The organism is Jatrophihabitans sp. (genome assembly GCF_036389215.1).
Lineage (GTDB): Bacteria > Actinomycetota > Actinomycetes > Mycobacteriales > Jatrophihabitantaceae > Jatrophihabitans_A.
Genome location: NZ_DASVQG010000322.1, coordinates 1 through 12,129, shown reverse-complemented (window position 1 = coordinate 12,129; position 12,129 = coordinate 1). Strand labels below are relative to the sequence as shown.

Sequence of the window (12,129 nt, the reverse complement as noted above, 5' to 3'; positions counted from 1 at the left end):
GCCCGAGGCCTCCCGGACCGCGCCGCGGGCGCCCTGGTACCGCCGTGACGACCTGGTGCTCGAGCATGCCTGGCAGCAACTGCCGCCGGTGCCGGCACAGGTGACACCGGCCGGTGGGGTGACGGCCGGGCATGTGCTGCTGGTGGGTGGGCCGGCTCCGCTGGCCGGCGCGCTGTCCGACGCCCTCACCGACCAGGGCGCGGTGGTGGAGCCGATCAGCACCGACGAGCTGCGCGAGCGGCTCGACGGTGGCGGGCTGCCGGTGGGCGGCCGGATCGTGCTGCTGGATGCCGCCGCGCTGCCCGACGCCACCGGCACCACCGCGGCGGTGCTGGCAGAGCGCGCGCTGCAGAGCGAGTACCTGGTGCTGCGGGTGATGCGCTGCCTGTCCGGGCAGGAGGAGTCAGGGGCCCGGCTGAGCATGGTCACCCACGGCGCGGTCCGCACCGGCGACCAGCAACGGATCACCGGCCCCGCCGGTGCCCCGCTGTGGGGCCTGGGCCGGGTACTGGCAGTGGAGCATTCGGCTCACTGGGGCGGCCTGGTGGACATCGACCCCGAGGTCGAGGTCGGCGACGCCGCCAGTTGCGCGAGGGCCGCCACGGTGATCGCTCAGGCGCTGCTGAGCAGCGCCACCGATGACCAGCAGGCCCAGCGCGCCGGCCATCGATTCGGTGCCCGGGTCCGGCCCCGCACCGGCACCCCCGCGCCGAGGAGCCGTTCGCTGCTCAGCGCCGCCGGAACCGTCCTGATCACCGGAGGCCTGGGCGGCATCGGCCTGGCGCTGGCCGAATGGTGTTCCCGCCGTGGGGTGTCCCGGTTGGTGCTGACCAGCCGCAGCCCGGAACCGCAGGCATTCAGCGCCGAGGCGGCCGCGGACCGGTGGGTCGCGGTCCGCCGGCTGCGCGCCCAGGGCGTCAACCTGGTGGTCGAGGCGGTGGACGTGACCGACCAGGCCGCGACCGCCGAGCTCGTCGACCGGCTGGCCGCCGATCCGCTGCTGCCGCTGCGCGGTGTCGTGCACGCGGCAGGGGTGTCCGAGCCGCAGTTCGTGGTCGATGCCGACGAGCAGACCTACCGTCGCGTCTGGGCGCCGAAGGTACTCGGCGCCTGGGGGCTGCACGAGGCGACCCGCACCCTGGATCTCGACTTCTTCGTGCTGTTCTCCTCGATCGCGTCCAGTTGGGGCTCGCAGCACCTGGCAAGCTACGCCGCCGGCAATGCCTTCCTCGACGCGCTCGCCGATACCCGGGCGGCGGAGGGACTGCCGGTGACGGCGGTGGCCTGGGGTCCCTGGGAGCTGCCCTCCAGCCTGTTCGGCCAGGACGTCCTGGACTTCCTGGAATCGGTGGGGTTGCGGCAGCTGGCCGCGGACCAGTGCCTGAGCCTGCTGGGGGAGGCCGTGGCCTCGGACCGGACGCACCAGATCGTCTGCGCCGCTGACTGGTCGCGCTACCGGCCGGTGATGGAGGCCCGTGGCCCGCGGCCGATCCTGGCCGACATCGTGGTCGACGAGGCCACCGACGGCGCGGCCTCGACCGGGCTGGCCGCGGTACTGGCGGCTGGTGAGGAAGGTGGCCGGGAGGCGCAGCTGGCAGCCATGACCGAACTTGTCGGCGGCATCGTCGCCGGGGTGCTGGGCGTGGCGGCCACGTCGATCCAGGCCGGTACCGACGTCTTCGCTCTGGGACTGGATTCGGTGATGGTCATGGAGGTGACCGGCGGTTGCCGCCGCCAGCTGGGCCTCAGCGTGACGCCGGCCGCGTTCTTCGAGCGCAGCACGCTAGCCGAGTGGGCGGAGTTCCTGCTGTCGATGGTGGATGATTCGGACTCGGCGCAGGGCGCCACCGAACCCGCGGACGCGGCGGAGCTGGCTGAGAACCTCAGCCTGCGCAGCCGGTTGCCCGAGGACATCCAGCTGGCCGGGCCAGCCCGCGCCGGACTCGGCCGGCGGGTGTTGCTCACCGGCGCCACCGGCTTCGTCGGGGCCTACCTGTTGCGGGAGCTGCTGGCCCAGGACAGCGAGCGCGTGGTGGACTGCCTGGTACGCGGCGGCGATGACCAGGCGGCGCTGGAGCGCATCCTGACCAATGCCGGCGGCTACTTCGCCGCGGCCGAACTCGATGCCGCCCGGATCCGGATCGTCGCCGGTGACCTGGCAGCGCCCGGGCTGGGGCTGGCGGCGGGGGTGTGGGAGGACTTGCTGGCCCGCACGGACTCGGTCGTGCACAACGGGGCCTGGGTGAACTTCGCCCATACCTACGAGCAACTTGCGCCGGCCAACGTCAACGGCACTATCGAGCTGCTCCGGCTCTGCGCTGCGGCGGGCATCCCGATGCACCACGTTTCTACCTATGGCATATGGGGAATGCCGGTGGAGGGCAGGGACCAGGTGGCCGAGGACGACGACATCCTGGAGGCCGGGCGGCTGATCACCGGGTACGTGCAGACCAAGTGGGCCGCCGAGCACGTGGTGCGCCAAGCCGCCGAACGCGGCATCCCGGCAACGGTGTACCGGTTGGGACGGGTGCTCGGCGATTCGGCCACCGGCGCGGCGCTGACCACCCACTTCACCTGCCGCGTGATCAAGAGCTGCATCCAACTGGGAGCGGCGCCCGATCTGGACATCAGTATCGAGATGACCCCGGTCGACTACGTGGCACGCTCGCTCGTCTCGATTGCTGCCGGTGCGGTTCCGGCCGGTGCCCAGGCGACAGGGGCAGCAGGGGCGACAGGACAGGCCTACCACCTCGTCAATCCGGTGCACCTGCCGTTCGCCGAGCTGGTGCGGACCATTCGCGAGCGGGGCTGGGATGTGGAATCGATACCAGCCGCGCAGTGGTGGCAGCGACTGCTCGACACCCAGGGCGTGGAGCCCAACGACCTGCACTCGGTGATGCCCACCGTGCAGGAGTTGATAGTCGGTGGCGAGCGGGCCGTCGACTACGACACCGGCCGGACGGTTGCCGCGCTTGCCGGTACCGGCGTTGTCTGCCCGCCACTGGACCGGGCGTTGCTGGACCGCTACTTCGACTACTTCCTCGCCATCGGCTACCTGAGCCTCTGACGACCCCAACCGACCATCCGCATCGACACCTTCGAGTCGAGAGATCAGAGTGGAGCACTTCATGAGCGAGCACGACATGCCTGACAGCAGGCCGAGTACCACCGCGCCGGCAGGACCCCGCCCGGAGATCGACGTCATCGTGCTGGGCTCCGGCCTCGCCGGATCGGCCATGGCCGCGGTACTCGCCGAGGGCGGGGCCGAGGTGCTGATCCTGGACGCCGGATCACACCCGCGGTTCGCCATCGGCGAGTCGACCATCCCCTACACCTCGATGCTGATGCGGCTGGTGGCCGAGCGTTACAACATCCCGGAACTGAAGCACCTCACGACCTTTGAGAACGTTCAGGAGCGGATCTCCTCCTCCTCGGGGATCAAGCGCAACTTCGGGTTCCTGTACCACCGGGAGGGCCAGCCGCAGCGCTTCGACGAATGCCACGAATTCCCGATCCCGAAGATCACCCATACCGAGAACCACTTCTTCCGGCAGGACATCGATTCCTGGATGCTGCAGGTGGCGGCCAAGCACGGTGCCAACATCCGCCAGAACGTCCGGATCACCGACATCGACGTCGACCAGGCCGGCGCGACGGTCACCGACAGCACCGGCAAGCAGTGGCGGGCCAGGTACGTGATCGACGCCTCCGGCTTCCGCTCGCCGATCGCGACGAAGTTCGGGCTGCGCGAGGAACCGACCAGGCTGCGTCACCACTCCCGCTCGATGTTCACCCACATGGTGGACGTCACGCCGTATGAGGACACCGTTCCGCCGGGCGCGCACGGCAACCCCACAAACTGGAGCCAGGGCACCCTGCACCACCTGTTCGAGGGTGGCTGGGCCTGGGTGATCCCGTTCAACAACCACGCCCGTGCCACCAACTCGCTGGTCAGCGTCGGGCTCAACCTCGACCCCCGGATCCACCCGAAGCCCGACTGCACGCCCACCGAGGAGTTCCAGTCCTTCATCGACCGGTTCCCCGACATCCGCGCCCAGTTCGCCAAGGCCAAGCCGGTTCGCGACTGGGTATCCACCGGCCGCCTGCAGTACTCCTCCAAGCAGACCGTCGGCTACCGCTGGTGCATGACCTCGCACGCCGCCGGATTCGTCGACGCCCTGTTCTCGCGCGGGCTGTCCAACACCTTCGAGATCATCAACGCCCTCGGCTTCCGGCTGCTCGACGCGCTGCGCGACGACGACTTCGACCCGGCCCGCTTCGAGTACGTGCAGCACCTGGAACAGAGCCAGCTCGACTTCAACGACGACCTGGTCGCCAACGCCTACACCTCCTTCGGCGACTACGACCTGTGGGACGCCTGGTTCCGGGTCTGGTCAGCCGGCCAGGTGCTGGCCACCTTCGAGATCAACCGGGCGTACGCCACCTTCCTGGACTCCCACGACACCCGGGACCTGCTGCACCTGGAGAAGCTCGCGCCGAACGGCTCGATCCCGGACTACGAGCCGGCCCGCCAGCTGCTGCGCAATGTCAGCGAGCAGTGCAAGGGGGTCTCGGTCGGCAGCATCGACTCGCAGGCGGCGGCTCGCGCCATCATGGCCGAGCTCACCGCGGCAGATTTCATCCCGCCGGCATTCGGCCTTGCCAATCCGGACAACCGCTGGTTCAACGCGACCTTCCCGAAAGTCCTCAAGACGTTGAAGTGGGCCAAGACCGAGGCACCGGCGCCGATCGGGGAGCTGGTCTATGACGGCCTGACGCTGTTCATCAAGAAGCGACTGTCCCGCGACGAGTTCAACCTCGGCGCGGAGGTCAAGCACTGGGCCGCCGAGCAGCCCGTCATCGGGCGCCGGCTGCGCGTACCGGTCCCGCGTTAATCCACGACAGCAGAGGAGGAATGACTGTGAGCAGCACCAAAGAGACCGTCTATGACGTTGCCATCCTCGGCTCCGGCTTGGCCGGGTCCATGCTCGGCGCGGTCCTGGCCCGCAACGGCGTTCGGGTAGCACTGGTCGACGCCGGCCAGCATCCGAAGTTCGCGATCGGTGAATCGACCATTCCCTACACACTGGTCGCCCTGCGCACCATCGCAGAGCGCTACGACGTGCCCGAGATCAAGACCCTGGCCACCTTCACCAACTGCACCAAGGTGATCGGCCCCTCCTTCGGCATCAAGAAGAACTTCGGCTTCCTGGTGCACCACGAGGGCAAGAAGCAGGATCCGAAGGAGGTGAACATGTTCGGCACGCCCGGCCTGCTGCACGAGGCCAGCCACCTGTACCGGCAGGACACCGATGCCTACCTGTTCGCCACCGCCGTCAAGTACGGCTGCACGCCGCTGCAGAACACCCGGGTCGACGACGTCGAGTTCGACGACGACGGGGTCACGGTGCACGCCGGCGACACCCGGATCCGGGCTCGTTATGTCGTGGACGCCAGCGGATTCCGGTCACCGATCGCCGACAAGTTCGACCTGCGCGAGAATCCCAGCCGGCTCAAGCACCATTCGCGCTCGCTGTGGAACCACATGATCGGGGTACCGCGCACCGACGACCTGTTCGACACCGCGCCGCAGGACACCCCGCCGACCCCCTGGTACTCCGGGACGGTGCACCACATGTTCGAGCGCGGCTGGTTCTGGGTGATCGGCTTCGACAACCACCGGAACTCGCGCAACCCGCTGTGCAGCGTGGGGCTGACCCTCGACGAGCGCAGGTACCCCAAGGTTCCCGGTGAGAGCCCTGCCGAGGAGTTCAAGCGCTACGCGGCGAAGTACCCCGACATCGAACGGCAGTACGCCGGTGCCAAGGCGATGCGTGAATGGGTGTCCACCGACCGGCTGCAGTATTCCTCGAAGCAGACCATCGGCGACCGCTGGTGCCTGCTGGCGCATGCTGCCGGCTTCATCGACCCGCTGTTCTCGCGCGGGCTGTCGAACACGGCCGAATCCATCAACGCACTGTCCTGGCGGTTGATCGACGCGGTGAAGGACGGCGACTTCTCCGCCGAGCGGTTCGAGTACATCGACCGCCTGCAGCAGGGTCTGCTCGACTACAACGACGCCCTGGTCAACGCCGCCTTCATCTCCTTCGCCGATTACGACCTGTGGACCGCGGTCTTCCGGATCTGGGCCTGGGGTTCCAACGCGGGCACCTTCCGGCTGCAGAGCGCGATCACGAAGTTCTTCGAAGATCACGACGACCAGCACTTCAAGGACATCGAGGAGGCCGACGCCCTCGGGTTGTACTGGCCCGACCATGCCGGCTTCAAGAAGCTGTTCGACGAGATGGTGACTCAGCTCGACGCGGTGGACGCCGGCACCACCACGCCGCGGGCGGCTGCCGACACGCTGTACACCATGCTGGTGGAGGCCGACTACGTGCCCGACCACTTCGGCTTCGCCGACCGGACCAGGCGCTTCCTCAGCCCGTCCCGCAAGACCCTGCTCAAGACCGCCAGGTGGGCCTTGACCAAGGCAGACCCGGACGTGCGCAGCCTGATGCTGAGCAACGGCAGGCAAGCGATCAAGTACAAGCTGCGCGGACAGCGGATCTTCTGATGACGACCCAACTGGAGAAGGTTCCGTGGGCGGACCAGCGGCTGAGCGAGCCGGTGGACAGCGATGTCGTGCTGGCGGGCTCGGGTATCGGGGTTGACCTGCTGGCCATGATCCTGGCTCGCGGCGGCCTGCGGGTCACGGTGTCGCAGGAGGTGTCGCAGGAGGCCGGCTCCGAGCCGGTGGCGGTGACCACGGTGCCCTACACCGCCGAGCTGCTGTACCTGCTGGCCGACCGGTTCGCCGTGCCCGAGATCGCCGACCTTGCCATGTTCGGCCGGCTGCCGGACTGGCTGCGGTCCAGCAGCGGCATCAAGCAGAGTCTCGGCTTCGTCTATCACCGCTCGGGCCGGGCTCATGACCGGTCGGAGAACGTGCAGTTCAGCGTGCCTGGCGAGCATGCCGAGTGGCATGCCTACCTGCCCGACGTCCAGCGGCACACCAGGAAGCTCGCGCAGCGTTACGGGGTTCGTTACGCCGCCGGCCGTGCCGGCTTGACGGTGGCCTGCCAGGGCGCCTCGGCGGACGCACCGGCCAGGCTGGCCGGCACCGCGATCTTCACCGGCGTGACCCCCTTCGAGCAGTCCCGGCCGGCCAAGGACGACGGCTACACCCAGCCGTGGAGCGAGGGGACCACGGTGCACGGCTTCCGGAACGGCTGGGTCCAGGTCGCGGCCTTCGACAATCACCCCGACGCGCGCAACGCCGGCTGCGCGGTGTCGCTCAGCGTGCCGGCCGGCACCGGCCGCGGGGCCGGCACCGGCCGCGGGGGCGGCAACGACCTCGATGCGGTGCTGGCCGGGCTGTGCGAGCGCTATCCGGACCTGGGGCTGCAGTTGCGCGGCGCCGGCCGGCAAGGGCCGTGGCGCCAGACCGGGGTGCCGTCGAGCGGCGGGTCCACCCCCGACGCGCTGGTGCTGCACCTGGGCCTGGACCGCGGGGAGGTGCTGTTCGGGCAGGACTTCACGCTGGTGCTGGAACTGGTGCACGCGAGCGCTGCGATCCTGCTCGCTCCCGGCGCGCTGGCCTCACCAGCGGCCCGCGCGAGGGCGGCACGGGCCATCGAGGGGTTCCAGCAGTCGTTGCTGGGCTACCACGAGGACTTCGCGCTGGCCGGCCGGGTCGCGACCCGGGGGTTCGAGTCCTGGAACGCCTACCTGCGCGCGTGGTTGCTGTGGAGCATCAGCTCCGCGCTGGCCCTGAAGAAGATCCGGCTCGACGCGGTGCGCAGCGGGAACTGGGCCGGGGCGTCGAACTTCGACCGCGGGATGGAGTGGTTCGAGCTGGCGCCGGGGATTGCCGGGACCGTGACGGCGTGCGCGGCGGCGACCCGGGCGATCGCGGAGCAGTCGGTGCAGCCCTCGGTCGCGGCCGGCCGGGTGTTCAGGCTGCTGTCCCAGCGCCGGATCATCCCGCCGCTCTACAAGTTCGGCACGCCGGCGGCACGCCGTTACCGGCTGAACCTGCCCACCCGGCTGAAGCTGCTGGCCTGGACGTTCACGGTGGCTCCCAGGGCCTACCGCGGCATGCTGACGGCCGACAACATCACCGCCGTGCCGAACGAGCAGGTGAGCCTGCCGCGTGAGCCGGCGGCGAAGGAGCGGGCCGGCTGAAACTCAGCCAGCGGCCCAGCCCAGCGGCCCAGCCCAGCGGCCCAGCCGAGCGGCTCGGGGCAGCGGCGCAGCGGCTTGGGCCAGCGGCTCAGGGCAGCCGCCGGTTGCCCAGCGGTCCGGACGTCAGCAGCTTGCGCAGCTGATCCGGAGCCGACCGGGCGCGCAGCACCGGGCTGTCGGCACCGCGGCGGTGCGCCATCGCCTCGATGGTCATGCTCAACGCCTGCCGGGAGTCGATCGCTGGCGTCCACTCCAGTTCGGTCCGGGCCCGGCTGGTGTTGAGCAGCGGAACCGAGAAGGCAAGGTCGATCCAGCCGGGATCCAGGGCCTGCAGCCGCACCCGCCAGCCGACCCCGGCCAGCAGGCTGAGCGCCCTGGCCGGGACCTGCACCGGCCGGGCGCCCAGGGCGGCGGCGATGTCGTCGCGGGTGATCGGCGGCTCGCCGGCGAAGTTGAACGCACCGCCTGCCCGCCGCTGGATCACCCGGGCGATGCCGTCGGCGAGGTCGTCGGAGTGCACCACCGGGATGCACAGCCTGCGATCCAGCGGAAGGATCGGCAGCAGCGTCAGGATCCGGGCCGGCAGGTAGCCGGGCAGCCCGTAGCGCAGCAACGCGCTGGCAGCGTCGGGCTGCACCACGAAACCAGGACGAAGCCGGCTGATCAGCATGCCCGCCCGGCCTGCCTGCCGCTCGTAGGTGTCCAGGAGCCGCTCCGCCTCCGCCTTGTGCAGGCTGTAGGCCAGGCTCGGGATGCCCTCGCGAGCGGCCGTTTCCTCGACCCGCCGGCCCGGGGCACGGGAGTAGGCCCCGACCGAGGACATGTGGATCAGGTGCCGCACGCCGGCCGTCCGAGCCGCCTGCAGCACCGCCGCCGTGCCACCGACTCCCAGCCGGTACAGGTAGTCGACGTTGTGCGAGGGCTGGAACCCCCAGGCCAGGTGCACGACGGTGTCCACCCCGGCGAAGGCGGTGCTCAGGGTGGTCGCCGCGTCGGCTTCGGCGAGGTCCACGCTGTGCCAGGACACGTCGCGATACGGCTCGCCAGCCGGGATCCGGCGGGCGACGCCCACCAGGTCATGACCGCTGCCGCTGAGCCGCCTGAGCAGCGCCGTGCCGACATTGCCGCTAGCCCCCGTGATGGCGATACGCATGAATCCAGTGTGCCTGCTCGTCCCGGCCGCTCGACCGCATCGGTTTGCGTCCGGGCCGACGGCTCGCTTGACTGGAATGCAAGGGCAAGCAGCGCCTTCGCACAATCAGGAGGCGCTGATGCGCTACGACGCTTCACGGTTGACACACGACGGTTCACAGGTGTCGAACAACTCCGTCCAGGGAGCTCACGATTCCGCGCAGGGAGCCGCGCAGGCCCCCCATCAGGCCGCGCCGGCGTCCAACTACAACACGCCGCAACAGACGGCGGTCGCCGCGGTCGCCGCGGGGACTGCCAAGGCAGCGCTCAAGCCCGGCAACGCGCTGGTCGGCGGGTTCCTGGCCGGTGCCTACATCGCCTTCGGCGGCCTGCTGGCGGTGGTCGGCTCGGCCGGGCTGAACCCCCAGCAGTGGGGCGGGCTGATCACACTGGTCACCGGGCTGGTGTTCAGCCTGGGCCTGATCCTGGTGGTGGTGGGCGGCGCCGAGTTGCTGACCGGCAACATGGCCCTGATCCCGCTGGCGGTGCTGGCGCGCCGGGTCACCGTCGCCAAGATGCTGCGGAACTGGCTGTGGGTGACCATCGGCAACCTGGCCGGCTCGGTGTTCGTGGCGTACGTGCTGGCCGACCGGACCGGCGTGATCGCCAAGACCGGCGGGCTCACCGCCACCCAGAGCTATGCCCGGCTCGGCGCGATCACCATGAGCAAGGCCGTCTCCGAGACGCACATGGAGCAGTTCCTGCGCGCGATGGGGTGCAACTGGCTGGTCTGCCTGGCGGTCTGGCTGGCGCTGGCAGCCCGCGACGTGGCCGGCAAGATCCTGGCGATCATCTTCCCGATCACGGCGTTCGTCGCGCTGGGCTTCGACCACGTGGTGGCGAACATGTTCTTCCTGCCCGCCGCGATGTTCCTGCACACCGGGGGGGTCACCTTCTCCAACATGGTGCTCAACCTGATCATGGCCTACCTGGGCAACGCCGTGGGCGCGGGGGTGTTCGTCGCCGGGGCCTACTGGTACATGTACCTGCGAGACCAGCCTGCCGACTGAAGGCCCGCGGCTTGCCGGCTCAGCGCCGCCGGTTGTCCATCCGGCGGAACATCTTCTCCCGGCGGTGGGCGGTGGCAGCCGAGTGGTGGTCGACGGCACGGCTCTCCCGGACGGCCGCACCGGTGCCTGCCGGGTAGCCGGCCTTGACCAGCCGGTGCTCGGCGGTCTCCACCAGGTAGCCCAGGGAGTAGAGCAGGCTCATCAGCAGACCGCCCAGCGCGCTGAGGGCCCGGATCCAGAACGGGCCCGGGATGAAGACCAGCAGCACCACGATCAGCGGTGAGATGACCAGCACGGAGCGCACCACCTGGCGCAGCGCCCAGCTGCGGCAGGTGGTGTCGTGCAGCACCCACTCGGACAGCTCTTCGGGCAGCGCGCCGCCCACGCTGTAGCGCAGCCACTGCCAGGGAGTCGGGCGGCGGCGGCGCCCGGTGTTGCCGGCCATCGCGCGGACTCCTTCCTCGATCAGCGCCGGTCAAGGTGATGGCGCGTGGTTTCCACGGTATCGGGCACTCGCAGAGCTCTGGTCAGCGGCTGATCACCAGGTAGGCTCCACAGCAATCGGTATTCCGTCCAGCCGGCGGCCTCGTGCCGCCGCAGTACATCTCTCGCGCTGGTAGCTGCGGCGCAGTCAGGTCGCCTCATGCTCACCGCCTTGCCTGTTCCCCACGGCCGCACCCCACTGCGGGCCACCTCTTGACGGCCAGCACGGAAACCGCGCGGGGCAGCGACTTCGCGGTCCTCTCCCGGCAGGTACGGGCGGCCAACCTGCTGCGGCGGCGGGGTCGCCACTACGCCGTCCGGATCTCGGCCACGCTGCTGGCCTTCCTCGCCGTCTGGGTGGGCTTCGTGCTGGCCGGCGACACCTGGTACCAGCTCGGCATCGCGGCGGTGCTGGGCCTGGCATCGACCCAGCTGGCCTTCCTCGGCCACGACGGCGGTCACCAGCAGGTGTACCGGTCCAGGCGGGCCAACGACCTGATCGGGCTCCTGATCGGTGACCTGCTGGTCGGGCTCAGCTTCGGCTGGTGGCTGGACAAGCACAACCGGCACCATGCCAACCCCAACCACGAGGAGCACGACCCGGACATCGGCGAGTCGGTCCTTGCCTTCACCACCGCCCACATCGCGGCCCGGACCGGTGGGCTGTACCGGCTGATCGCCCGCTACCAGGCCTGGCTGTTCTTTCCGATGCTCTGCTTCGAGGGCCTGCAGCTGCACGTGGCCAGCGTCCGCTCGCTGATCCAGGGCAACCAGCGCCGCTATCGCCGCACCGAGTGGGTGCTGCTGTCGGCTCACCTGCTCGGCTACCTGGCCGGCGTCTTCCTGGTGCTCTCGCCGGTCAAGGCACTGGCCTTCATCGCGGTGCACCAGGCGGTCTTCGGCATCTACATGGGCAGCGCCTTCGCGCCCAACCACAAGGGGATGGCCGTGATCGCCCCCGGCCAGCAGCTGGACTTCCTGCGTCGCCAGGTGCTCACCTCCCGCAACGTGCGCGGTGGCTGGTTCACCGACCTGCTGCTCGGCGGGCTGAACTACCAGATCGAGCACCACCTGTTCCCGAACATGCCGCGCCCGAACCTGCCCAAGGCGCAGCGGCTGGTGGTCCAGTACTGCAAGGAGCGCCAGATCTCCTACACCGAGACCAGCCTGGTCGGTTCCTACGCGGCGGCGCTGGGTTACCTGCACGAGTTGGGTGCCCCGCTGCGCCGAACCGCCCGGAGCTGACCGGACCACGCGG

General features: G+C 69.8%; 8 protein-coding genes. 6 read left to right on the top strand and 2 right to left on the bottom strand.

Translation table 11 applies throughout. The features are described from left to right. The 4 genes from VF542_RS18335 to VF542_RS18320 form a co-directional block, all read left to right on the top strand. A partial coding sequence (locus tag VF542_RS18335; RefSeq protein ID WP_408653140.1) for a thioester reductase domain-containing protein occupies positions 1-3,067 on the top strand: 3,067 nt, incomplete at its 5' end. Between the two features lie 61 nt (positions 3,068-3,128). Then, positions 3,129-4,895 (top strand): NAD(P)/FAD-dependent oxidoreductase, encoded by a 1,767-nt coding sequence (locus tag VF542_RS18330; RefSeq protein ID WP_408653139.1) that lies wholly within the window; start codon positions 3,129-3,131, stop codon positions 4,893-4,895. Between the two features lie 20 nt (positions 4,896-4,915). Continuing rightward, positions 4,916-6,577 carry an NAD(P)/FAD-dependent oxidoreductase gene (locus VF542_RS18325; protein WP_408653138.1) on the top strand — a complete coding sequence of 554 codons (1,662 nt, stop codon included), beginning with the start codon at positions 4,916-4,918 and terminating at the stop codon, positions 6,575-6,577. Next, positions 6,577-8,187 (top strand): hypothetical protein, encoded by a 1,611-nt coding sequence (locus VF542_RS18320; RefSeq protein ID WP_408653137.1) that lies wholly within the window; start codon positions 6,577-6,579, stop codon positions 8,185-8,187. The genes VF542_RS18325 and VF542_RS18320 overlap by 1 nt, the downstream gene beginning before the upstream one ends. A gap of 88 nt (positions 8,188-8,275) precedes the next feature. On the opposite strand, the gene VF542_RS18315 is transcribed toward VF542_RS18320, so the two are convergent. Beyond that, positions 8,276-9,340, bottom strand: a complete 1,065-nt coding sequence (locus VF542_RS18315) for an NAD-dependent epimerase/dehydratase family protein (RefSeq protein ID WP_408653136.1) — start codon at positions 9,338-9,340, stop codon at positions 8,276-8,278. 118 nt (positions 9,341-9,458) lie between these two features. Between VF542_RS18315 and VF542_RS18310 the strand changes: the two genes are divergently transcribed. Next, positions 9,459-10,388: a formate/nitrite transporter family protein gene (locus VF542_RS18310; protein ID WP_408653135.1), complete on the top strand. Its 930-nt coding sequence runs from the start codon at positions 9,459-9,461 to the stop codon at positions 10,386-10,388. 19 nt (positions 10,389-10,407) lie between these two features. On the opposite strand, the gene VF542_RS18305 is transcribed toward VF542_RS18310, so the two are convergent. Beyond that, positions 10,408-10,833: a DUF5313 family protein gene (locus tag VF542_RS18305; protein WP_408653134.1), complete on the bottom strand. Its 426-nt coding sequence runs from the start codon at positions 10,831-10,833 to the stop codon at positions 10,408-10,410. Between the two features lie 251 nt (positions 10,834-11,084). On the opposite strand from VF542_RS18305, the gene VF542_RS18300 reads away from it, so the two are divergent. Continuing rightward, complete coding sequence (locus VF542_RS18300) at positions 11,085-12,116, top strand: fatty acid desaturase family protein (protein WP_408653133.1); 1,032 nt, start codon at positions 11,085-11,087, stop codon at positions 12,114-12,116. The last annotated feature ends 13 nt before the right edge of the window (positions 12,117-12,129 follow it).

Bases quoted from the DNA above. Each gene is read 5' to 3' on its own strand.
- VF542_RS18305 (WP_408653134.1), bottom strand. From the start codon at position 10,833: ATGGCCGGCAACACCGGGCGCCGCCGCCGCCCGACTCCCTGGCAGTGG.
- VF542_RS18325 (WP_408653138.1), top strand. From the start codon at position 4,916: ATGACTGTGAGCAGCACCAAAGAGACCGTCTATGACGTTGCCATCCTC.
- VF542_RS18310 (WP_408653135.1), top strand. From the start codon at position 9,459: ATGCGCTACGACGCTTCACGGTTGACACACGACGGTTCACAGGTGTCG.
- VF542_RS18330 (WP_408653139.1), top strand. From the start codon at position 3,129: ATGAGCGAGCACGACATGCCTGACAGCAGGCCGAGTACCACCGCGCCG.
- VF542_RS18315 (WP_408653136.1), bottom strand. From the start codon at position 9,340: ATGCGTATCGCCATCACGGGGGCTAGCGGCAATGTCGGCACGGCGCTG.
- VF542_RS18320 (WP_408653137.1), top strand. From the start codon at position 6,577: ATGACGACCCAACTGGAGAAGGTTCCGTGGGCGGACCAGCGGCTGAGC.